This window comes from Staphylococcus sp. GDB20D11A (assembly GCF_016893255.1).
Lineage (GTDB): Bacteria > Bacillota > Bacilli > Staphylococcales > Staphylococcaceae > Staphylococcus > Staphylococcus aureus.
In genome coordinates this window covers 180065-204493 of the sequence record NZ_JAFEPJ010000003.1, presented here as the reverse complement: position 1 = coordinate 204493, position 24429 = coordinate 180065, and the positions used below count along the sequence as shown (strand labels likewise).

Annotated in this window: 22 protein-coding genes and 1 pseudogene; 11 read left to right on the top strand and 12 right to left on the bottom strand. The window is 31.4% G+C overall.

All coding sequences use genetic code 11. The annotated features are described in order from the left end of the window. Positions 1-200: 200 nt before the first annotated feature. The 4 genes and pseudogenes from JV528_RS03235 to JV528_RS03220 all read right to left on the bottom strand — a co-directional run bounded on the left by JV528_RS03235 (position 201) and on the right by JV528_RS03220 (position 5305). Positions 201-557, bottom strand: a complete 357-nt coding sequence (locus JV528_RS03235) for a DUF4889 domain-containing protein (RefSeq protein WP_204177280.1) — start codon at positions 555-557, stop codon at positions 201-203. Positions 558-836: 279 nt separating this feature from the next. Continuing rightward, positions 837-1259: a pyridoxamine 5'-phosphate oxidase family protein gene (locus JV528_RS03230; RefSeq protein ID WP_000071902.1), complete on the bottom strand. Its 423-nt coding sequence runs from the start codon at positions 1257-1259 to the stop codon at positions 837-839. A 70-nt stretch (positions 1260-1329) separates the two neighbouring features. Next, positions 1330-3434: pseudogene (rsp, locus tag JV528_RS03225) on the bottom strand (AraC family transcriptional regulator Rsp). A 1487-nt stretch (positions 3435-4921) separates the two neighbouring features. Beyond that, positions 4922-5305: a YbgA family protein gene (locus JV528_RS03220; RefSeq protein WP_065315881.1), complete on the bottom strand. Its 384-nt coding sequence runs from the start codon at positions 5303-5305 to the stop codon at positions 4922-4924. Between the two features lie 182 nt (positions 5306-5487). Between JV528_RS03220 and JV528_RS03215 the strand changes: the two genes are divergently transcribed. After that, complete coding sequence (locus tag JV528_RS03215; protein ID WP_204177278.1) at positions 5488-6930, top strand: sucrose-specific PTS transporter subunit IIBC; 1443 nt, start codon at positions 5488-5490, stop codon at positions 6928-6930. An 85-nt stretch (positions 6931-7015) separates the two neighbouring features. On the opposite strand, the gene JV528_RS03210 is transcribed toward JV528_RS03215, so the two are convergent. Then, a complete protein-coding gene (locus JV528_RS03210) occupies positions 7016-7960 on the bottom strand; it encodes a magnesium transporter CorA family protein (RefSeq protein WP_000633068.1) in 945 nt (314 codons plus the stop codon). 45 nt (positions 7961-8005) lie between these two features. Continuing rightward, positions 8006-8629 carry a TetR/AcrR family transcriptional regulator gene (locus JV528_RS03205; RefSeq protein ID WP_000656768.1) on the bottom strand — a complete coding sequence of 208 codons (624 nt, stop codon included), beginning with the start codon at positions 8627-8629 and terminating at the stop codon, positions 8006-8008. A gap of 160 nt (positions 8630-8789) precedes the next feature. On the opposite strand from JV528_RS03205, the gene JV528_RS03200 reads away from it, so the two are divergent. The 5 genes from JV528_RS03200 (at position 8790) to JV528_RS03180 (ending at position 12407) form a co-directional block, all read left to right on the top strand. Then, the gene (locus tag JV528_RS03200) at positions 8790-10067 is read left to right on the top strand and encodes a YhgE/Pip domain-containing protein (RefSeq protein WP_001020017.1); all 1278 of its coding nucleotides are present in this window, start codon (positions 8790-8792) and stop codon (positions 10065-10067) included. Between the two features lie 205 nt (positions 10068-10272). Then, complete coding sequence (locus JV528_RS03195) at positions 10273-10704, top strand: DUF2871 domain-containing protein (protein WP_001253464.1); 432 nt, start codon at positions 10273-10275, stop codon at positions 10702-10704. Between the two features lie 104 nt (positions 10705-10808). After that, positions 10809-10925 (top strand): hypothetical protein, encoded by a 117-nt coding sequence (locus JV528_RS03190; protein WP_001805726.1) that lies wholly within the window; start codon positions 10809-10811, stop codon positions 10923-10925. 10 nt (positions 10926-10935) lie between these two features. Beyond that, positions 10936-11970, top strand: a complete 1035-nt coding sequence (locus JV528_RS03185; RefSeq protein WP_000655972.1) for an NAD(P)/FAD-dependent oxidoreductase — start codon at positions 10936-10938, stop codon at positions 11968-11970. A gap of 35 nt (positions 11971-12005) precedes the next feature. Continuing rightward, positions 12006-12407: a GNAT family N-acetyltransferase gene (locus JV528_RS03180; RefSeq protein ID WP_000241606.1), complete on the top strand. Its 402-nt coding sequence runs from the start codon at positions 12006-12008 to the stop codon at positions 12405-12407. Positions 12408-12452: 45 nt separating this feature from the next. Here the strand turns inward: JV528_RS03180 and JV528_RS03175 are convergent, their stop codons facing one another. Then, a complete protein-coding gene (locus JV528_RS03175; protein WP_000573239.1) occupies positions 12453-13457 on the bottom strand; it encodes an oxidoreductase in 1005 nt (334 codons plus the stop codon). Positions 13458-13643: 186 nt separating this feature from the next. On the opposite strand from JV528_RS03175, the gene JV528_RS03170 reads away from it, so the two are divergent. Beyond that, a complete protein-coding gene (locus JV528_RS03170) occupies positions 13644-14159 on the top strand; it encodes a GNAT family N-acetyltransferase (protein WP_000907323.1) in 516 nt (171 codons plus the stop codon). Positions 14160-14472: 313 nt separating this feature from the next. After that, positions 14473-15102 carry a hypothetical protein gene (locus JV528_RS03165; protein WP_000827006.1) on the top strand — a complete coding sequence of 210 codons (630 nt, stop codon included), beginning with the start codon at positions 14473-14475 and terminating at the stop codon, positions 15100-15102. Positions 15103-15254: 152 nt separating this feature from the next. Here JV528_RS03165 and JV528_RS03160 read toward each other — a convergent pair whose 3' ends face one another. Continuing rightward, on the bottom strand, positions 15255-16928 hold the full coding sequence (locus tag JV528_RS03160; protein WP_014532689.1) for a CDP-glycerol glycerophosphotransferase family protein: 1674 nt from the start codon (positions 16926-16928) through the stop codon (positions 15255-15257). Positions 16929-17244: 316 nt separating this feature from the next. On the opposite strand from JV528_RS03160, the gene JV528_RS03155 reads away from it, so the two are divergent. Further along, positions 17245-18843: an L-lactate permease gene (locus JV528_RS03155; RefSeq protein WP_000960862.1), complete on the top strand. Its 1599-nt coding sequence runs from the start codon at positions 17245-17247 to the stop codon at positions 18841-18843. A gap of 380 nt (positions 18844-19223) precedes the next feature. Beyond that, positions 19224-20702 carry a malate dehydrogenase (quinone) gene (gene mqo, locus JV528_RS03150; protein ID WP_000211372.1) on the top strand — a complete coding sequence of 493 codons (1479 nt, stop codon included), beginning with the start codon at positions 19224-19226 and terminating at the stop codon, positions 20700-20702. Positions 20703-20829: 127 nt separating this feature from the next. On the opposite strand, the gene JV528_RS03145 is transcribed toward mqo, so the two are convergent. Both JV528_RS03145 and JV528_RS03140 read right to left on the bottom strand, forming a co-directional pair. Next, positions 20830-21912, bottom strand: coding sequence for an ABC transporter permease (locus JV528_RS03145; RefSeq protein WP_000696064.1), 1083 nt, complete (start codon positions 21910-21912; stop codon positions 20830-20832). Continuing rightward, the gene (locus JV528_RS03140; RefSeq protein WP_000340142.1) at positions 21909-22637 is read right to left on the bottom strand and encodes an ABC transporter ATP-binding protein; all 729 of its coding nucleotides are present in this window, start codon (positions 22635-22637) and stop codon (positions 21909-21911) included. Before JV528_RS03140 ends, JV528_RS03145 begins: the two co-directional genes overlap by 4 nt. Before the next feature lie 133 nt (positions 22638-22770). Here JV528_RS03140 and JV528_RS03135 point away from each other — a divergent pair, with 133 nt between their 5' ends. Continuing rightward, positions 22771-23334, top strand: a complete 564-nt coding sequence (locus JV528_RS03135; RefSeq protein WP_000372856.1) for a TetR/AcrR family transcriptional regulator — start codon at positions 22771-22773, stop codon at positions 23332-23334. A gap of 176 nt (positions 23335-23510) precedes the next feature. On the opposite strand, the gene JV528_RS03130 is transcribed toward JV528_RS03135, so the two are convergent. Both JV528_RS03130 and JV528_RS03125 read right to left on the bottom strand, forming a co-directional pair. After that, positions 23511-23966, bottom strand: a complete 456-nt coding sequence (locus JV528_RS03130) for a DUF3021 domain-containing protein (RefSeq protein WP_000793174.1) — start codon at positions 23964-23966, stop codon at positions 23511-23513. After that, on the bottom strand, positions 23963-24406 hold the full coding sequence (locus tag JV528_RS03125; RefSeq protein ID WP_000977024.1) for a LytTR family DNA-binding domain-containing protein: 444 nt from the start codon (positions 24404-24406) through the stop codon (positions 23963-23965). Before JV528_RS03125 ends, JV528_RS03130 begins: the two co-directional genes overlap by 4 nt. Between the last annotated feature and the right edge of the window lie 23 nt (positions 24407-24429).

Genomic DNA, 24429 nt, shown 5'->3' with positions numbered 1-24429 from the left:
TATGCATGCGCAAAGCGCAGGTGAACCGGAACGAAGGGACCTCTGCTTGTTAGGGGCTTTTATGCATGCGCAAAGCGCAGGCGAACCGGAAATAGACTGACACAGTAATTCTTAAAAAGCAGCAGTAAGATAATTTTCAATTAGAAAACATCTTACTGCTGCTTTTAATATCTTATATATTACTCAAAATTAAAGCTTAATTAGTGTTTCATGTGCATTTTGCCCATGTCATGAATTTTCATCATTAAACCATGTGGTACATCGTCATGATCAACTTTTTTTACTTTAACAATTTTATCAGAATCTGCTAATTTATAAACAATTACAAAATCACCTTTTTTAACTGAAACGTCTGCATCTGAAGGTAATTTAACGTTCTTCTCAATGCTTTCATCTTTTTCACTAATCATTTTTTCAATTGTATCATTGTCTTTCATAATTCCATAATATGTATCTTTCTTTCCACCAGTCATCATCATGATTACTAGTACAATACATACAATCAACATGATGGCAATTAAACTAATACCAAGACCAAAACCTTTTTTATTTTTCACGGTTCATCAATCTCCTTAAATGTAGTTAATTCTGTTATATCTTAAAGTACAACAGTTTGCAAATGCAGTATTTATATTACATAAAATTAATTTAAAAAGACACACCTTAATCACAATAAATGTGAATAAAATGTGTCTGAAATATTGTTATATAATAAAAATATAGTTAAAAGTATTAAACGCTTTCAAAAGCGAAATATATATAAATAGGATACTGTTGAAATTTATAGCTAACATGTTCAATTGCTGGCTAATTTTTAAAACTAAAAAACTTACATATTATAAATTAATTTTAATAGGTGTATCTAATGATTTATCATTCATTAGCTTAATGGATTGCGGAACTACTCTTAAAACACATAACTCTGGGTCTTCTTTTGAACTGAAAAAGCTTTTGTCTTGTGTTTCCCATAGCCAATCAATCACTTCTTGTTCTGTAACGATTTCGATTGTCGCTTCCATCTCAACGAAACTACGATTAGTTGTGTCGTTATAGCCTAACAAAACATATGCTGCTGGATTATCTTTAATTTCTTTGACCTTAGCAGAATGGATATTCGTTTTAGTATATAAAGTAAGACCATCATTATAAAAGACCATATATCTACTATTAGGTTTGTTATTATATGCAGTTGATAATACACCAACTTTTGACGTTGCTAACACGTTTTCAATTGCTTGAATTGCTTGTGAGTTACTCATCCTATATCATCTCCTTATGATATAAATAGCCTTTAACGTAAGAAACTAAACACAAGAGGACTGTTAGTATTTAGCTTGGTTTAAAGCAAATATATTTAACCTCGTCGTGATTTAACTTGAGTTCAAATGTACGACCAGTTTCTTCTTGAACTGCAAGCTCCGTTTTAGGGTAATTCGTTTTGTCTAATTCATCTAGAATTTCTTTTTCTATATAGACAAGTTGATCGCTTGTTGGAAGCAAATGTTGAATTGAACCATGTTCATGATTCAAAGTTTTAATAATCATCAAAGAATCTTGAGGTAATTCATTATGGAAAATGAAGTCTTGTTTTACGTCTGACATATATCGGTCATTAATTTTATTGAATAATAAGAAATGGTAGTTATTATCTTTACGACTCAATACATAATTATTTGTAATTTCAATGTCTTCATTAACAAAAGGTCTAAACATTTTATATAAATGCATTAATGGTAGGGGGCTACCATATTTGTTGTACAAGGAAATATAATTTGAATGGTCATCTAATAATTGATAGCTAATGCCACCGCCATATCGTAATAATGCGATTAAGTGATACACTATGTCAGATAATTGAATTGGATTCTTACCATCATTAGTATATTTAAATCCGCTTACAGACAGGTTATTATATACGAATTGTGTTGATGATATACCTGAATCTAAAATGAATTTCTTATACTGTTCAAAATGAGTGTCAGTTTGATGATAGTGTTGGTTTTTAGTGATAAGATGTGTTGCAGTTTTTGAATTTTCAATATCAATAAAGTAATAATGGAATTTAAGACGCTGCATGACATCATAAACTTGTTCCACTGTTGAATAAGTTTCTAAAAAGCCATCGACTGTCACACTATATTTAATTTCTTTATTTTTGTTTTTAATTTTAAGATGACATAAATGAATTTCATCTGCTGTCATAGAATTAGAGCAAAATACGAGCATAAATTTAACTAATTTCTTGCTTGTCTTATAGTCTTGATTACCTTGTAAAAATGTTAGTATTAATTGCTTCATCGTTTCGAATTGTTGTGTTGATTTAATAGCGATTGCTAAACCTATATTTTTTTCGAAAAGTTTTTCAAAACATCTATTTAACAGGTTGTAATTCGTTTGGCTAATCTCAATATCGTGAATATCGTCAATGAAAACGACAGGTTTTGGTAAGTGCTCAAAGTTAATATCGTAATATTCATTGAAAATAAATTGAAATAGTTCATTGAAATTACTAAATCGAACAAATACTTTGGCACGCTGACTTCGATCTTTCGGATTAAAATCATCTATATGAATATCTGTTGTATTTGTAGCCAGTTGAGCTGTTAAATCAATTGTTGAAATTAACTCAGTGAATTGTGATACGTTATCTTGTTGGAAGTGTATTTGTGGTGGTTCAGTAATCTTGGAAACGAGTGAACGGAACTGTTTAGGACTAAAATGCAAGTAATTCTTAAATTGATTTGCAAAATTTGTATGACTGTTAAAACCGGCCAATTCAGAAACAGTTGTAATAGAATGTTTTGTAGAAAGTAATAAATTGATGGCGTTAACAAGTTTAATACTTGTAAAATAATCTTTAAAATTCATACTCAAATATCGAACAAAAAGATTAGAACAATATGATTCAGAGATGTTGCAATGCATCGCTATATCTTTTAAAGACAAGTGCGCATCAATATTGTCATGAATATAGTTTACACAGTCTATAAACACCGGATTGCTTAAAGCAATATTTGGTAAATATTCATGATCTATTCTTATAAAAGCTTCTTTAAGTAAAGTGTCTATAATACTTTGACCTATATTTTTCCCATTAAAGAAGAACTTGTTGGTGTACTGATTAAATCGGCAATTAATGACTTAATATAATTACTTGATTGTAATAAATGACGATCTAAATAACCATTAAAGAAATCATCATCTTGTTGATAAAAATAAAAAACGGGTATCATTAATTCGATTATATTTTCGCCGTGGTTAATATTATAAATATCACCATGGTTAATTAAGATAATATAATTACTTACGTCTTTGGTTTCACCATTAATCGTAATATTGAGTTTACTTGTAAGTGAAAATAGCACCATAATATTATTAATATTACGACTTGGTATTGTCGATAATGTATGATGTATTTTAAGTTGGCATGTCATATTTCTCTCTCCTGCCTAATATATATTGAAATCTATCATTTAAATGTAAAACATGGAAATTTTTAAAATCATGGATAGTATACCCATTATAGTTGAATATTTTTGAAAAGGTAATAGTGAAAAATAAAAGAAATTAATGAAAACTCCTAGGAAAACGCTTGTTTTTATGCATTGTGCACAATATAAAAGTAAAATTAGAAAGATAGTAAGCAAAATTTGGAAATTTTCGATAGAGTCTAATTAAATTATTTGGTGCATAATTAATATAGATTTCAAACCTATGTATTTCAAAAAACAATACATAGCCATTTTGAACTAACTTGCTAATCTTTTATTGATATTCAACTATGTTATAAAAAAAGCAAATTGACCAAAATGGAAGTTTGAATCAAAAAACATTAAATGTACCCATGACTTAAATTTTATCGCCATTATTTAAGTTTGGACATACACTTTTGTCATCAAACGCTGAAAATTAGTACGATTGAAATCACTTCTTGTTATAAAAATTCTTAGTAGCCCTGTTACAAAATATTCGCTACAAATTATTCAAATCAACAACAATAACCATCAACTAAGAAATTTTAAACAATCTACTAAAAAATAAAGCGTTTAAAAGTTCTGTTTAGAAAACATCAAGATAAGTATAAACATCTAGAAAAGTGAACATCTAAGAAAATCCATCTAGTTATTGCCGTAACAATTAGAATAATCATTTGAAAAAGTGCATTAGACAACGAAATTCACCATCAAGATAATGAAACAACAAGAAACAGCACACATCAATGAATTAACACCTTAGATTCATCATGAGAAAATGCATGGCACAACTAGATTTACCATCAAGATAATTCTTAAGCAGCGAAGAATTAACATCTAGAAATGCATAAACATCTTAGATTTTACATCAAGAGATGCGATAACTATAAACAACTAGAAACGTCACCAAGATAGTGCAACAACAAAGAATCAGCATCTTGAAATCGCACTAACATCTAAGAATCAACATCAAGTATTATATTAACATCATAGATAACTTCATCAAGACAGGCATCCACATCTAAGAAACTCATCTAGAATAGCTAACACCTAACATCAAAGAATATTCATCAAGAACAGTATCTAACAGAACTTTTTGACTATATATGAATTAATTATGTTACTAGCTAAATCATCTATTATTAACTTTCACACTCAATTTCTACATCTAATATCAATTTATTAACAATAGAATTAGCAGCAACAAGATATTACTTAAAATTACTCCCCCGAATTTAAAATATAAACAATGTAATAATTAAGGGTATAAATTGATTTATGCTGTAACTAATTAAATGTGTATGGTATCTTCTAACATCAAGAAACGCATTTTAATATAGATATGTACATTTAAACCTTGAGAGATAGATTATAGTAAACTTTAGTACAAAGTATGAATTGCTGAACTCCAATGACTACTATTTGTCCGTTACAACTAAAGTTTCAATCTATCTCTTTCTTTTTGTGTTTAAAACACGACTTTGTAGTAAATATTGAACATCATATTTATTAGCAAGTTCTGCTAAAAAATCTAATAAAGTTTGGGTGTCGATTTTACCATTAATAAAATCAGCTTTAAGTAATTTTGAGTGTTGTCTTTCTTCTTCATTCGCACATTTTTTAAAATATCCCCACATATGATCAAAAGCATTACATACACTTCCTATACTCGGTTCAATTAACAAAGCATCATCAATCATTTGTTGGACTTGATGAAGTGATAAATCCGTTTTTAAAGCATTCCTTATCATTTGGTAAGACTGTTGACTGTGTAACAATACATGATATTTTTCCTCACGCCAAAGCTGTTCGATATGGCCACGTTCTTTCATAAAATTACCTCCGATAATTAATGTTAATATACATGCATGTAGTATAGCAATAAAAATGAATGCGCTATCAAAAGTGATGCAAGTGTTTATATAAAATGATAATAGAGTGTTGCAAATATTTTTGGAACCGGTTACAATAAAGTGGAATAAATGGAACCGGTTCTAATTAGGAGGCTAAATATATGAATTATAAGCAATCCGCAGAAGATATTTTGAACGCGATAGGCGGAGAAGAGAATTTAGATGCAATGGCGCATTGTGCAACGAGACTACGATTAGTTTTAAATGATGAAAGTTTAGTAAATGAAGAGGCGCTAAACAATATGGATGTAGTTAAAGGGACATTTTCTACTGGGGGACAATACCAAATTATTATTGGGTCTGGTACAGTCAATAAAGTATTTAGTGAACTGGAAAAATTAACTGGAAAAGAAGCATCGACCACTTCGGAAGTCAAAGCACAATCTGCTAAAAATATGAATCCGTTACAGCGATTTGTAAAAATGCTGTCAGATATCTTTGTTCCGATTATACCAGCCATCGTTGCTGGTGGTTTATTAATGGGGTTAAATAACATTTTGACTGCGAAAGATTTATTCTTTTCAGGTAAATCATTGATAGATGTATATAGTCAATTTGCTGGATTAGCTGAAATGATAAATGTTTTTGCGAATGCACCATTTACATTATTACCAATTTTAATTGGATTTAGTGCAGCAAAACGTTTTGGTGGCAATCCGTTTTTAGGTGCTGCATTAGGTATGATATTGGTTCATCCATCGCTAATGAGCGCATACGATTTCCCAAAAGCAGTTGAAGCAGGTAAGGCTATTCCATATTGGGATGTATTTGGTTTGCATATTAATCAAGTAGGTTATCAAGGACAAGTGTTACCTATGCTTGTAGCAGCTTATATCTTAGCCTCAATTGAAAAAGGGTTACGCAAAGTTATTCCAACGGTGTTAGATAATTTGTTAACACCATTGTTATCTATTTTTATAACAGCATTTTTAACATTTTCATTTGTAGGTCCAATCACTCGACAATTAGGTTACTGGTTATCAGATGGTTTAACATGGCTTTATGAATTTGGTAGTGCAATTGGTGGATTAATATTCGGATTATTGTATGCTCCGATTGTTATTACAGGTATGCATCATAGCTTTATAGCTGTAGAAACGACATTAATTGCAGATGCCACTAAAACGGGTGGATCATTTATATTCCCGATTGCGACAATGTCTAATGTTGCACAAGGTGGTGCAGCAATTGCAGCGTTCTTTATTATTAAACAAAATAAGAAGTTAAAAGGTGTGGCATCTGCCGCAGGTATTTCAGCATTACTTGGTATTACAGAACCGGCTATGTTTGGTGTTAACTTAAAACTAAGATATCCATTTATTGGTGCTATCGTTGGATCAGGTATTGGTTCAGCATATATTGCTTTCTTCAAGGTTAAAGCAATCGCATTAGGAACTGCTGGATTGCCAGGATTTATTTCAATCAATCCAGTACATGCAGGATGGTTACACTACTTTGTTAGTATGACAATATCATTCATCGTTGCTATAACAGTTACTTTAATTTTATCGAAAAGAAAAGCAAATAAAGAAGTTGTAGAATAAAAAAAGAGGTATGACAGTAATCAAAGTATCAGTCATTGCAAATGCAATAGGATGAAACTTTAAGCTGTCATACCTTTTAATTTAGTTATAATTTCTGTTTTCGCCATAAGAAAATACTAACAATTACGACAAGAATTAATGAAATACCTACCACAATAATCCAAGATATATAACTATGGTCATCAATTGGCAACGGCACATTCATACCGAAGAAACTAAATACGAGCGTTGGTAACGTTAATAGTACCGTGAAAAGTGTTAATGTCTTCATAATCGTATTCATATCATTAGATAATAAGGAAGCGTATGATGTTGTGATACTTTCTAAGATACGTTGATGTAATTCTGTTGTTTCGATGGCTTGGTTATTTTCAATGATTAAATCTTCTAGTAATTCTTCATCTTCTTCAAAACGTTTAATTGCAGGTAAACGGAATAACTTTTTAATAATTGTATCGTTACCTTTTAAGGCAGCTAAAAAGTATACTAAACTTTTTTCAACTTCCATTAATTTGAAAAGTTGTTTGTTAGTAATGTTATTTTTTAGTTCTTTCTCAATACGAATTCTACTTTTATTAAGTAATCGTAAGTTACGATTATAATGGTCGGCAATAGTAGTTAAAATTTCTAATGCAAATCTGCTGTGAAATTTTAAATTAATATCACGCTTAGGTAAATTTTCTAAAAATTCATTTTCAGCGTCACAAACTGTTACGATAATGCCGTTGCCAATAATAATGCCTAATGGAATCGTTACAAAAGATAGAACGCTACGATTAGTTGAATTGACGATAGGTAAATCAATAATGATTAATGAGTAACCAGTATCTTCGTCATATTCAATACGGGAACTTTCTTCTGAGTCCAAAGGGTCACGTATAAAGTCTTCAGGTATATTATATTGTTCCATAAGATTTTCAATTTCTTCTCGGTCTGGTTCTACTACATTAATCCATGACGCTGTATGATCTAATGGTGTTTTTATAATATGTTTATCTATATCTTCAGAATGTCTGAATGAAGTAATCATGATATATAGTTCCTTTCTAAAGGATTTAGGAAAAGCGAGTATTACTTAAGTTAGTGAATCAAGGTTTGATTTATGCAAACGGTTTTCTGCCATTATTCTTAATGGACCATTAAAAACAATATTATGCACATGTTTAGCTAATTCATCAACTGAAATGGGCTGTTTGTCCATTACCCAGTATTTAATAATTGAAATTGTTGCTCCGGAAACGTAACTGTAAAAATACATCTCTGGAATGCCTCCGATAGAATGATTGATACTAATATAACGTTGCATATTATTTTTAATATGTTCGTTGATTTTCAATTCTAATTGACTCGTGCGTTCCAATTGTAAAATAGTATGATAAAACTCTAAATTATCATGAATATGCTGGAAAATATTTTTGAGTATATTATTTACAAAAGTATTAGCAATGTCTTCAATTGAAGAACCGCGTAACAAATCAAATTGAGTATATGTCGTTAGTTCTGAAATATACTCATCTTCCATATCTGCGAGTAACATATATTTATCCTCGTAATGTAAGTAAAATGTCCCTCTATTGATATCAGCGCGTGTTGTTATGTCGCGAATGGTAATCTTTTCTAAATCTTTTTCTTGTAGTAATTTAGTGAACGCTTGTTTAATGGAGGACTTTGTCTTTCTAATTCGCCTATCTTCTTTCAAAAATAAATCAACCTCCTTGTGTTATTGAACAATGTGGGTGTATATGTCTATTAATAAACGTATTGATGAACATTGTGTATTGTTTATTCCCACTTACATATTATAATAGACAACATGCAAAATATTCAACACATTGTCTAATAAGGAGGTAATTAATAAAATGAATATATTTAAAAATAAATTATTATGGATTGCACCAATAGCAACTATGATTATCTTGGTAATTTTTTCTTTAGCTTTTTATCCTGCATATAATCCTAAACCAAAAGATTTACCAATTGGTATATTAAATGAGGATAAAGGTACAACGATTCAAGATAAAAATGTTAACATTGGTAAAAAATTAGAGGATAAATTATTAGATAGTGATTCTAATAAAATTAAATGGGTTAAGGTTGATAGTGAAAAAGATCTTGAAAAAGATTTGAAAGATCAAAAAATCTTTGGAGTAGCTATTATTGATAAAGACTTTTCAAAAGATGCTATGAGTAAAACACAAAAAGTAGTTATGGATAGCAAAAAAGAAGAAATGCAACAAAAAGTTGCTTCAGGTGAAATTCCGCCACAAGTAGTTCAACAAATGAAACAAAAAATGGGGAATCAACAAGTAGAGGTTAAGCAGGCTAAATTTAAAACGATTGTAAGTGAAGGATCAAGCTTACAAGGTTCACAAATTGCATCAGCTGTGTTAACTGGTATGGGTGATAATATTAATGCTCAAATTACGAAGCAAAGTTTGGAAACATTAACGAGTCAAAATGTTAAAGTCAATGCCGCGGACATCAATGGTTTGACGAATCCAGTAAAAGTGGATAATGAAAAACTTAATAAAGTTAAAGATCACCAAGCAGGTGGTAATGCACCATTCCTAATGTTTATGCCAATTTGGATAGGTTCAATCGTAACGTCTATCTTATTGTTCTTTGCATTTAGAACTAGTAACAATATCGTCGTGCAACATCGTATCATTGCTTCAATTGGACAAATGATATTTGCAGTTGTTGCAGCATTTGCAGGTAGCTTCGTTTATATTTATTTCATGCAAGGCGTTCAAGGATTTGATTTTGACCATCCAAATCGTATCGCGATTTTTGTAGCACTTGCGATTCTTGGTTTCGTGGGCCTTATTTTAGGTGTTATGGTATGGCTAGGTATGAAGTCAATTCCAATTTTCTTCATTTTAATGTTCTTTAGTATGCAACTTGTAACGTTACCTAAACAAATGTTGCCTGAAAGTTATCAAAAATATGTATATGATTGGAATCCATTCACACACTATGCAACAAGTGTAAGAGAACTATTATACTTGAATCATCATATTGAATTAAATAGTACAATGTGGATGTTTATAGGGTTTATGATTTTTGGCGCTGTATCAAGTTTAGTTTCAGCTATTGTTAGAAAACATAGCACAAAACGTACTGAAGTGCCGTCATAATTTAATAAATAGGAATATAGCTATACAAGACGTTTGTAGCGAGCGTCATGGTATAGCTATTTTATTTGTATAGCACTTGATGTAAAGTTATTTTAGCTGTCATACTATGTGCTAAACCAAATTCAGTTGTGTCATATCTTCGCTTTTTTGTCACTGTTATAATAGGTATAATCGGATATAATGAAAAGGTGAGGGAGGATTCAAAATGCGTAGGTTATTATATTCATTTCTTTTTTATATGATCATAGGTTTATTTAGTGGCTTTTTCTATAGAGAGCTAACAAAAGCATATGATTTTACTGGTACAACACAATTATCACTTGTACACACACATACACTTATTTTAGGTATGTTTATGTTTTTAATATTATTACCATTGGAGAAGTTATTTAAATTATCAAGTTACTACTTATTTAACTGGTTCTTCTATGTATATAACATAGGTGTTATCGTTACTATAGGTATGATGGTGACAAAAGGATTCTTCCAAGTCACTGGTAAATCATACTCTCCAGAAGCATTTGCAGGCTTTGCAGGTATTGGGCACACAGGTATGCTTGCAGGTTTATTGTTGCTATTTTTCCTTTTAAGACAAGCAATTCTTAAAGAACCACGTGATGAGTCTTTTAAAAAATAATATAACTAGAACTAAAAAATATACACATCTTTCAAAGGAACATTGTTGTTTCGTACTTTGAAAGGTGTGTTTTTATATTGTGATGGGATAGTTATTGATAATTCATGGCTAACTATGCGATTTATTTTAACAATATAAATATTAATAGTATAATGTCTTTAAATGATAATAATTATCAATTTGAGCGCGTTAATGAAAGAAATGAATATAGAGAGTCATAGGAGGCACATAATGAAAGACGTTACAATCATTGGTGGCGGTCCGTCTGGTTTGTATGCAAGCTTTTATGCTGGATTGCGAGATATGTCTGTAAGATTAATAGATGTTCAATCTGAATTAGGGGGTAAGATGAGAATTTACCCTGAAAAAATTATTTGGGATATTGGCGGCATTGCGCCAAAACCTTGTCATGAAATTTTAAAAGATACAATTAAGCAAGGATTATATTTTAAACCGGAAGTTCATTTGAATGAACGTGTGGTAGATATTAGGAAAAAGGCAGAACGTCATTTCGAAGTTGAAACAGAAGCGGGAGAAATATATACATCGAAAGCAGTTATCATTGCTATTGGTGCGGGTATTATTAATCCAAAACAATTAGATGTTAAAGGTGTAGAGAGATATCAATTAACTAATTTACATTATGTTGTACAAAGTTACAGACGTTTCAAAGATAAAGATGTATTAATATCAGGTGGAGGAAATACAGCATTAGATTGGGCGCATGATATTGCCAAGATTGCTAAAAGCGTGACAGTTGTTTATCGAAAAGAAGATGTAAGTGGTCATGAAGCGATGAAAACGCTGGTGACAGATTTAAATGTGAAACTATGCCCGAAAACACGTATTAAATACTTGGTCGGCAATGATGATGAAACGCATATAAGTGAAGTTGTTTTGGAACATGTTGAAAGTGGTGATACGCATACAGTTAAATTTGACGATGTCATTATTAGTCATGGTTTTGATCGTTGTAATACATTATTAAGTGAAACATCTTCAAAGCTAGATATGCATGATGATTGTCGTGTTAAAGGATTTGGAAATACGACAACAAGTATACCTGGTATCTATGCGTGTGGAGATATTGTTTATCATGATGCAAAATCACATCTAATTGCAAGTGCATTTAGTGATGGTGCAAATGCAGCGAACCTTGCTAAAACATATATCCAACCAGATGCGAATGCAGAGGGTTATGTTTCAAGTCATCATGAAGTGTTTAAAGAAGCGAATAAGACTATTGTAAATAAACATTTATACTAGGTTGATATATTGTGTGATGAAAAGTGGGGTAAATAATGGTTAAAGTGACATATGATATTCCGACTTGCGAGGATTATTGTGCATTAAGGATTAATGCAGGTATGAGTCCAAAGACGCGCGAAGCAGCTGAAAAAGGATTACCTAATGCCTTATTTACAGTAACCTTGTATGATAAAGATCGGTTAATTGGTATGGGTAGAGTGATTGGCGATGGAGGAACTGTTTTTCAAATTGTTGATATTGCAGTTTTGAAAAGTTACCAAGGTCAAGGTTACGGCAGTCAAATTATGGAACATATTATGAAGTATATTAAAAATGTATCTGTCGAAAGTGCATACGTTAGTCTGATCGCAGACTACCCGGCGGATAAATTGTATGCAAAATTTGGATTTATGCCTACGGAACCAGATTCAGGTGGAATGTATATTAAATACTAAATTAAAAAAGACATCTCGCATAACGGGATGTCTTTTTCATGAATACTATTTATCTACACCGAAATCGATAACAATGCGGCCTTTATTTTCATGTTTAATTACTTTGTTAAGTTGTTCTGGAAGTTCATCAAATGTAATAACTTGCTTGATCTCATGTAAATTTTCAGGCTTTAAATCTTTTGCGAGACGACGCCAAACGCGCTGTCTTAATTTCATAGCAGTAAATACTGAGTCAATTCCTAAAATGTTTACACCTCTTAAAATGTGAGGGAATACAGAATTAGTATAAGTATTACCGGCAGTCATACCAATAACTGCAATTGATCCACTATGATTTAAACGTTTTGTAACATAATTAATACCTTCGCCACCAACAGGGTCTACACAAGCTTGCCAAGTTGATGATGCGAGTGGCTTTTTATGATCATCTTCAACAGGAAGTCGATCGATAACTTCTTTGGCACCAAGTTCAAGTAATTGATCGCTAACATCTTGTTTACCTGTACTTGCGATAACTTTATAACCAAGTTCATTAAGCATGAGTACTGCTAAAGTACCGACACCACCTGAAGCACCGCGAACGAGTACAGGACCATCTTCAATATTCATTCCAACTTTTTCAAGTCTTTCAATTGCTAAACCGGCAGTATAACCAGCTGTGCCATATATCATTGATTCTTCTAATGTTAAAGTATCAGGAAGCTTGATAATCCATTCTGATTTTACACGCGCATATTCACTAAAACCGCCATAATGGCTAACACCTAGGTCATAACTCGTTACAATTACTTGTTCTCCTTTTTCAAAGCCTGGTGCTTCGGATTCAACAATTGTACCAGCTAAATCTATTCCTGGAATCATAGGATACGATTTTACGACTGCATTATGATCTTGAGTCGCTAAAGCATCTTTATAATTTATACCAGAGTAATGTACTTTAATCAGCACATCTCCTTTAGGTAAATCAGTAGGCGATAATTGTTTGAAAGTTGGTGTCACTTTACCGCTCTCATCTTTATCAATTACAAACGCTTTAAATGTTTCTATCACAACGATACATCCTCTCTTTTTCTCTTTTGAAAATACGGCCATTTTACTGGAATAAATGTATCATTTATTGATGTTACACACAATCAATACAATTTGTAATTGATTTGTGTTAATGTATTTTTAAATAGTTTTGGCTGAAAAATTAAGTAATATTTTGATTCGATCACTGTTTATTGGAGGATTTATATGGCTGGGATAATCAAAGAGATTTCAAAACAAGATGCTAGTGAATTAGTTGAATTAGCAACTAGAACATTTTATGACACGTTTGGTTCTTACTATGATGACAAAGATTTTGATCAATTTTTTAAAGACAATTATACTGTAGAAAAATTTACACAAGAGATTAACCATGTAGATTCATTTCATTATTTTTATCAAGAAGATGGTGCGAATGTTGGTTATATAAAGATGAATATTAATAGTGCTCAAACTGAAGAAATGGGGGAGACCTATTTAGAAGTGCAGCGCATATACTTTTTGAAAGACTTTCAAGGTGGCGGAAGAGGTTCACAATTGATAGAATTGGCCGAAAAAATTGCACAAGAACATAATAAACATAAAATTTGGCTAGGAGTTTGGGAGCATAATCCTCGTGCTCAAGCATTTTATAAACGTCATGGATTTAAAGTGGTTGGTGAACATCATTTTCAAACAGGTGATGTAACGGATACAGATTTAATTATGGAAAAAGAGTTATAATGATTGTTTTTACAGCAGATAAAATGAAATCATAGTAATAAATATTCTGTATACCTTGAAATGCTAAATGCGTAATGAAGTGTTAAAGTAAAATAATTAAATTTATAGAAAACATAAAATTCACAAAAATTAAATAATAATGAACAAAAATTAGGGTATAATAAAAAGAACCTTAGATTGTAGTTATGGGTATTGTGATAATTCAAATCATATTAATGTTGACGTCTTTGGTAACAAGCCATGAAATGATACACATGGTAGATATGTATTTCAAGCTTATTCAATGAATATCGAATTATAGGAGGAGATATGTATGAAAAGATTAGTTACAGGGTTACTAGCATTATCATTATTTTTAGCTGCATGTGGTCAAGATAGTGACCAACAAAAAGACAGTAATAAAGAAAAAGATGATAAAGCGAAAACTGAACAACAAGATAAAAAAACAAATGATTCATCTAAAGATAAGAAAGATAATAAAGATGATAGTAAAGACGTAAACAAAGATAATAAAGATAATAGTGCAAACGATAACCAGCAACAATCTAATTCAAATGCAACAAACAATGACCAAAACCAAACAAATAATAACCAATCAAGTAATAATCAAGCGAATAATAATCAAAAATCAAGTTACGTTGCACCATATTATGGACAAAATGCCGCGCCGGTTGCACGTCAAATTTATCCGTTTAATGGAAATAAAACTCAAGCTTTACAGCAATTGCCAAATTTCCAAACAGCTTTAAATGCTGCTAATAATGAAGCAAATAAATTTGGTAGTAATAATAAAGTGTATAATGATTATTCTATTGAAGAACATAATGGCAACTATAAGTATGTGTTTAGTTTTAAAGACCCAAATGCAAATGGAAAATATTCAATTGTAACGGTTGATTATACTGGACAAGCAATGGTTACTGATCCAAACTACCAACAATAATGTTAATATAACTATGATGCAAGTTAAAAAATTAAAACGGTAAACTCTATAATATGAATTAGGGTTTACCGTTTTTGCGTATTTTAAAGTATAAAGGTTTACGTTCTATAGTACTTTTAAACCTCATTCACAGCCACTGAGGAATTTAAACACTATTGATTAGATGTCATCTTAGACAATATAAGTTGTGAAATAGATTCTAATGGTTGTTCTTTATGTTGTATTTGTGGATATTTAATCACTGGTATTGCCTGGGAAATTAAATTATTAATTAATAATTGTCGGTCTGTATACCAAATTTTTGATAGATGACGCCAAATATCTTCGTTAACACCTTGAGACTCAATATATTGACTGTGATTTGGAGTGTATAATGCTACTGTTTTGTCTATAGCCATCGCATCAAATATTATATTTGAGTAATCAGTGATAACGACATCAGACATTAGAATTAAGTCTTGAGCACTAAGATACTTTGGTGCAACAAGCGCCTCTTCTGGTAACATCGTTTCATCAACACCCTGAACCACAACATGATAGGCTTTGAATAAAGCATCTGATAGTGGTAATTGTTGCGCACTCACTAATCCAATAGGTGCGTATAATAAAACTGGTTTTTGATCATTTATTTTAAACGATTTCTTATACTGTTGTTGAGTATTACTTTCGTTACGCTTTTGTAGTAAATATTGGTGTTTAGGATTACCATAAGCCAATACATTTGCTTGGTGACTAGGAAAAGCCGTTTGATAAAAGTGGCTAATATCATCAGCAGAATGTATAACATAATCGAATTGCAACCAGCGATTATACCTTTTAGCACGATAAAAAGGTGTTTCTATATTTTTAATAGGTTCTTTACTATCTAAAAATAATTGCATTATTGGTGTGCCTTGATGTAATTGAATTAAAGTACCGTTTGGTTGTAACGTTTCAGGTATATCATTTTCAACTAAAACTACGCGTGCGCTGTTAATTAATTCGTCAGCTTTTTCAGACCTAGGTGATATGAAATGTGGTCCGCGACGATCGTCAGTAACAAAATAACAGGCAGTCATTGGATTATGTTTAACGAAGTAAGTAAATAAATATTTTGAATTACCTATATATTGATGATGATCACCGATAAAAACGATGTGATCTTTTAAAACGTTTGGTTGCTTCGTATACAAGCCGAAGTTTTGTAATTGTTTGTTATCAGCACGTTGCTTTGCTATTTTATATAACCATTTAGGTAGCATAAACTTGGTAGAATACAACCAATTATCTGGCGAATTAAGTTGTTCTGAATCCTCGATAAAAAGGTTGCGAAAAGGTATAGGATGATGATCAATATAAGCCATTTTATTCAAATAAAACTGAGACATCATATCAAAATCTTCAATAGTTTTAATAGTTTCCCATATTGAAGCACTTGTTGCTAAAGGGGCTTTAAAATCAAAAACGACATGACCATCGATTGATAAATCACCTTTCAGAAGTGTCAATAAAGCTAAATCGAAAATCGTTTCTACAGAGTAATAATGTATTAAATCAAGAGTCTGTTGAATCGCATATATCAGGTTAGGATAATAATTATTGTTTTGAGCCCAATCGGCAATGTTGATCGATGATTGACCGAAATAGTGACAATCATTTTTGTATTGTCCATCAACAGTATAATCAACCACGATAGACTTAGGATATAATTGAACCGCATCTAACATAGATTGATAAATCATTATCTCATTGGCGTATGGAACGACATGTGTATAACCTTCAGACTGAGCTTTCATTAATTGAGATTCAAACTTTTGCATATTAGAAACATTTATCTGTTTAATCATTGCTATAACTTCCATTTCTCATCGTAGTATCTTCCTTATTTTAGCACGGTCTTATGTAAAATTCATGAATAGTATAAGTTACTTCATTACATTAAGTACAATTCATTTTGATGAACAGATTTAAAATGAAAAATAAAACAATTAAATAGGAAAGTGATATTGTTAATAGTCTGAAAAAATGGTATATTTTAATTGTGAAAAAAATCACATTAATCTCACTGTTCTGTAAAATGTTATCGATAACAAAATGCTATAGCCAGAGCATGATTTTAATGAAGCAATTACACTACTACTTTATGGAAAGAAGAGTCAGCCTATGTTAGTAAATACGTTTAACCCATTTGATAATTTATTATTATCGTCTTTAATTGCAGCAATACCGATTGTACTGTTTTTACTTTGTTTAACTGTTTTTAAAATGAAAGGTATTTATGCAGCCATTACAACACTTGTTGTAACATTACTAATTGCAATACCATTTTTCAAATTGCCAGTTGGTATCGCTTCTGGTGCAGTAGTCGAAGGTTTCTTCCAAGGTATCATTCCGATTGGCTATATCGTTATGATGGCAGTATTGTTATACAAAATTACTGTTGAATCTGGACAATTTTTAACAATTCAAGATAGTATTACAAATATTTCACAAGACCAACGTATTCAAGTTTTACTTATTGGATTTGCATTCAACGCATTTTTAGAAGGTGCAGCAGGATTTGGTGTACCAATTGCAATTTGTGCACTTTTATTAACACAATTAGGATTTAATCCATTAAAAGCTGCGATGTTATGTTTAGTCGCAAATGCAGCGTCTGGTGCTTTTGGTGCGATTGGTATCCCTGTAGGTGTTGTAGAAACGTTGAAATTACCTGGAGATGTTTCAGTATTAGGTGTTTCTCAATCAGCAACTTTAACATTGGCAATCATAAATTTCATTATTCCATTCTTACTTATCTTTATTATTGATGGTTTTAGAGGTGTTAAAGAAACATTACCAGCAATTTTAGTAGTTTCAATCACTTATACACTTACTCAAGGATTATTAACTGTATTCAGTGGACCTGAATTAGCAGATATTATTCCACCGTTATTAACAATGTTAGCATTAGCAGTATTTTCTAAAAAATTCCAACCAAAACACATTTATCGTGTTAATAAAGATGAAGAAATTGAACCTGCAAAAGCACATTCTGCAAAAGCAGTATTACATGCATGGAGTCCGTTCATTGTATTAACAGTCATTGTAATGATTTGGAGTGCGCCATTCTTTAAAAACTTATTCTTACCAAATGGTGCTTTATCATCATTAGTATTTAAATTCAACTTACCTGGAACAGTCAGCGAAGTTACGCATAAACCATTAGTATTGACTTTAAATATTATTGGACAAACAGGTACAGCTATTTTATTAACTATTATTATTACAATTTTAATGTCTAAAAAGGTTAACTTTAAAGATGCAGGTAGATTATTCGGTGTTACATTTAAAGAATTATGGTTACCAGTTCTTACAATTTGTTTCATCTTAGCAATTTCTAAAATCACAACTTATGGTGGTTTAAGTGCAGCAATGGGTCAAGGTATTGCTAAAGCAGGTAATGTCTTCCCAGTTCTATCACCAATCTTAGGTTGGATAGGTGTGTTTATGACAGGATCAGTTGTAAATAACAACTCATTATTTGCACCAATTCAAGCTTCTGTTGCACAACAAATTGGAACAAGTGGTTCACTTCTTGTATCTGCTAATACAGTTGGTGGTGTAGCGGCAAAACTGATTTCACCACAATCAATTGCAATTGCAACTGCAGCAGTAAAACAAGTTGGTAAGGAATCAGAATTATTAAAAATGACATTGAAATACAGTGTATGTTTACTAATATTCATCTGTATTTGGACTTTCATCTTGTCATTACTATAAATAAACGTATTTCAAAATATAAATATACAGAGGGTGAGATGTTTTCTAACATCTCATCTTTTTTTAATGGATCATTAATGAAAGAAGTTTGACATTATAATAATGGTAGCGCTTTATGTTAAAATGAAGAGTGAGTAATCAGCAATCAAATTAAATTGGTTGATAGCTGTTAAGGTTTGTGGTTTTGTCTTTGTGCTATCGCACATAAAGTATATAATTAAAGTAGTTTCGTTATTATAAAATATTTATATACATAGTAGATAGTAATAGAGCATCACCATGGGAACCTGTTGAGACACTTATTGATTCAAAGTGGTATTAATATGTCGTATTTCTCGAACGTTCCATTATTCATTTTAAAAAGGGGGACTGTATTTGTTATGACAACACAACATAGCAAAACAGATGTCATCTTAATTGGTGGCGGTATTATGAGTGCAACATTAGGAACTTTACTTAAAGAATTATCACCTGAGAAAAATATTAAAGTGTTTGAAAAATTAGCACAACCTGGCGAAGAGAGTTCAAATGTATGGAATAATGCCGGTACAGGGCATTCAGCACTTTGCGAGTTGAACTATACAAAAGAAGGTAAGGATGGCACAGTTGATTGTAGTAAAGCAATTAAGATAAATGAGCAGTACCAAATTTCAAAACAGTTTTGGGCATATTTAGTTAAAACAGGACAATTAGATAACCCAGATCGCTTTATTCAAGCGGTGCCACACATGAGTTTCGTCATTGGCGAAGATAATGTAGCTTTTATAAAAAGTCGTGTTGCAACGTTAAAGAAAAGTGTTTTATTCGAAAAAATGAAATTATCGCAAGATGAAGAAGAAATGAAATCTTGGGTACCGTTAATGATTGAAGGTCGTAAGTCTGATGAACCAATTGCTTTAACTTATGATGAAACTGGTACAGATGTTAATTTTGGTGCGTTAACTGCAAAGTTATTTAATAATTTAGAACAACGTGGTGTGGGAATTCAATATAAGCAGAATGTATTAGACATCAAGAAACAGAAATCTGGGGCATGGCTAGTTAAAGTTAAAGATTTAGAAACTAACGAAACGACAACATACGAATCTGATTTTGTATTTATTGGTGCTGGTGGTGCGAGTTTGCCATTACTCCAAAAGACTGGAATTAAACAATCAAAACATATTGGTGGTTTCCCGGTAAGTGGATTATTCCTGCGCTGTACAAATCAAGAAGTGATTGATCGTCATCATGCTAAAGTGTACGGAAAAGCAGCAGTGGGTGCGCCACCAATGTCAGTGCCGCACTTAGATACACGTTTTGTAGACGGCAAGCGTTCATTGTTATTTGGTCCATTTGCAGGTTTCTCACCTAAATTTTTAAAAACAGGTTCACATATGGATTTAATTAAATCGGTTAAACCAAATAATATCGTGACGATGTTATCTGCAGGTATCAAAGAAATGAGTCTTACGAAGTATTTAGTGTCACAATTGATGTTATCTAATGATGAGCGTATGGATGATTTAAGAGTCTTTTTCCCAAATGCTAAAAATGAAGATTGGGAAGTGATTACAGCAGGGCAACGTGTCCAAGTAATCAAGGATACTGAGGATTCTAAAGGTAACTTACAATTTGGTACCGAAGTCATTACGTCAGATGATGGCACATTAGCTGCATTACTTGGTGCATCACCTGGTGCGTCAACAGCTGTAGATATTATGTTTGATGTTTTACAGCGATGCTATCGTGATGAATTCAAAGGGTGGGAACCAAAGATTAAAGAAATGGTGCCGTCATTTGGTTATCGCTTAACAGATCATGAGGATTTATATCACAAAATTAATGAAGAAGTAACTAAGTATTTACAAGTTAAATAATAAACGAATCGGTAATGTCTTTTTTAATGTGATAGACATTACCGTTTTTTTAGTGGTTGTTTTTATTATCAGTGCTTTATATTTAGAAGCTTATCTTGATTGAAGTCATTTAAAAGTTTTGGAGAATTTATACCTGTCTGTATCGTTTTAAACCAACAATATTTAAGATAATAAAGGCCATGATAAAAATCATTAGAATTAGTAAATCGAACCATATATTACTCCAACCTTGCCCCTTAATCATAACATTGGTTAAAGCATCACCAGCATATCTGAGGGGGAAGATATAGCCAATGTTACCTAGCCAATCAGGCATATTTTCAAGTGGGAAAATTCCTGAAAAGAATACCTGAGGTACAGCAACTAGTGGAATAAATTGAATCATTTGAAACTCAGAATTAGCAAACGTTGAAATGAAAATTCCCATAGATAATGCTGTAATAGCTAAACAAATATTAATCAAAATTACATACCATAAGCTACCTGCTAAATTAATGTTCAATAAATATATTGAAAATAGGACTATGATTAATGTTTGAATGATTGCGAATATACCATAGCCAATCAGATAACCAAGGACGATTTCACTTCGACGAATTGAAGTTGATAATACACGTTCTAACGTACCTGTTGTACGTTCACGTAATAAAGCTATACCTGATATTAGAAATACAAATAAAAATACAAAGAAGCCCATTAGTATTGGAAACATTTTATCGAAATAAGTACTATCAGAATTACCGTATAAATAGGAATGTGAAATCTTAATATCTTGTTTGTTTGGTGCTTTCATTGTCGGAGGTGCTTTTTCAATTAGATGCTTTATACTGCTTATTTTATCTTGTTGTATAGCTTTGCCAATCATTTGTTTGATCATATTAGATTTGTTAGGGTCTTCATTTGTATAAATGACATGCAATGTTTGATTTTCTTGGTAAATATAACCATCAAGATGATTATTCTCGATTTTAGATTTGATATTTTCATGAGAATGGAACGTTTGAGTTTTTATGTCGGATGATGGCAATTGTTTTGTTATATTTGATGAAACAGATGTATCGATACCGATTTTTAAATCGTTTTCATCACCGTTAAAAATAAAATACATAAGTGTCAATATTAAAATTGGTGCTAGAAACATTAGCGCAAGTGTACGTTTATCACGTAACATTTCTTTTAATATTCGTCTAACAATAGCTAAAATTTTCATGATTGACGAACCTCCTCAGCTTTAATAAATACCGCTTCAATTGTATCTACATTAAATCTTTGTTTTAAATTGGTTGGCGTATCTATAGCAAATATTCTTCCGTCGACAATAAGTCCAACTTTATCGCAACGTTCCGCCTCATCCATAACATGTGTTGTGATGACGACACTCTTTCCGTTTTTGGTCATTTGCTTGAATTGTTGCCATATTTGTTGGCGCAATTTAGGGTCAATGCCTACAGTTGGTTCATCTAATATGATTAATTCCGGTTCGGCCAACAATGTTATTGCTAAAGATAATCGGCGTTTCATGCCTCCTGAAAACTGTGCAACTTTTTTATTTAACGCTTGCTCTAAATTCACTAGAACGATATGTTTTTCAATATTATCTTTTAATACATTTCCTTTCAGTCCTGACAAACGACCGTAAAACTCTAGGTTTTCATAAGCAGTTAAGTTTTCGTATAATGCATCAGTTTGCCCCATATAGCCTAATCGATTTAAAGCTTTGCGATTAGGCATCTTATGTGCGAAAATTTCTGCAGATCCAGAATCTATCTTTTCCATACCTAGTAAACACTTTATTGTTGTTGTTTTACCAGAACCACTAGGACCTATTAACCCTAGAAGTTCACCTTTATTGATTGACATACTAATTTCGTTTAATACGTGATGCTTATTATACGTTTTTTCAACTTTATCCAACTTCGCGATAGTTGCGTCCATGACAACCCCTCCTAAATTGAGATACATTTCACTTTATTTATATATCATCTTAAGCGTATATTAAGATTGCGAATAAAATATTAATAGATAGTGAACATATTTTCTTTTAGTGTTCAGAAAAAAGGTGGGGCATATGGATCAAACAGCTTTTACGGATAGTCGTGTTACGAAAACGATAAATCGCATACATGATGGAATGGTAAATCTATTAAAAACGAAGGCATATAATGATATAACTGTTAAAGATATATGTGAAAAGGGTCAAATAAGTCGGACAACCTTTTATACACATTACAAAACTAAAGATGATTTTATATACAGCTATCTTAATACATTGTTAAAAGAAGCAAAAAAGAAATTTCTTAAAAGTGAAACTCTGACACAAGCAATATTTTTAAAAAAGATGATTTATTTTTGGCTAAGCGAAGGTCAACTCATTTTAATGTTATTAGGTGATGAGAGTGCTTATAAATTACATCAAGTCATAAAAAAATCACTACAACAACGTATCGAAATTAATGTTGTACCAGTATTAAATACAAAAATGTTAACGACGAAGGAAAAGTATTTTTTACTTATTTTTATGAGTAATGCAATCATTGGTGTGTTGCAAGATTGGGTCAAACGAGGATATAAAGAAAGTCCTAAAGAAGTAGCAGAAATTATGAATAAAATATTTGAAAATGCATTTCGTTAGGTTTTTATCATGATAAGTTGATGTCGTAAAGGACAGTTGCAGTTACAATTCAATTTGAAAATAGTAAAAAGATATTATTCAGTTCATGCATATTTAAAATAAATACGACATAAAGCTATACATTGCAGAAGAGACTACTTTAATGCAATGTATAGCTTTTATAATTTTAATAAAAATCATTTTAATTGTTTCAGTTGCTCGTTAATAGTGTCTACGTAGTTCTTGTTTCTAAAGAATTGAATAATCCAAATCAATGTGTAAACCACAATAAAGATAATTGTAAATATGATTAGGTAATTTATTGTTAGTGGAAACCAACCGGCAAGTATTGCTAAAGGTAAGAATCCGACATACGTTGTTATGAAATGCACTATAGTTGCTTTAGTAATGCCCCAATCTGTGTATTTAAAGATAAAATCTCCAAGGAAAAAGACGACGCCTATGAGTAACCATAAAATGATAGAAATCAACATTACGGTAGTTTCTGTGAAATGCGTATAATACAATATGCCAATAGTTGATTGTGGGTTCAGTGGATAATATTTGCCGTCTGCAAATAACATACTAAAGAACAGTGAAAGGGTCAAACCAATGATTAAGCTAATGAATAATGAGTTTTTCAAATTTTTCATATTGATAAGCGCTCCTTTATAGATTTTAAATAACGTCTAGAAGAATAGGTGTAGTGTGCGTCTTTAAGATACATACGTATAAGTCCATTTGGCTCTAATAATAATTTTTCAATGCAATACTTGTTGACGATTTCTGATTTGGAAATGCGAATGAAATGTTGTGGTAATTGTTTTTCTAGTTCATAAAGTCGTAATTTTAGTTTGAATTTTTGATTTCTTGTAATGGCTGTTACATTTTTATTAATAACTTGGAATGTTATAACATCTGATATATGAATGATATGGATTTCTTTGTCTATGTATCCGACTAATGTATGTGATTTGTCTAAATCATTGACTGCATTAATAATACTTTGAACGTGATCATTCATTTTAGGTGCATGTATATCAATATAAGATTCCGTCTCATTTGCATTGATAAATAAATTGAGTTTCATCATAGGTTAATGCCTCCTTCAAAATT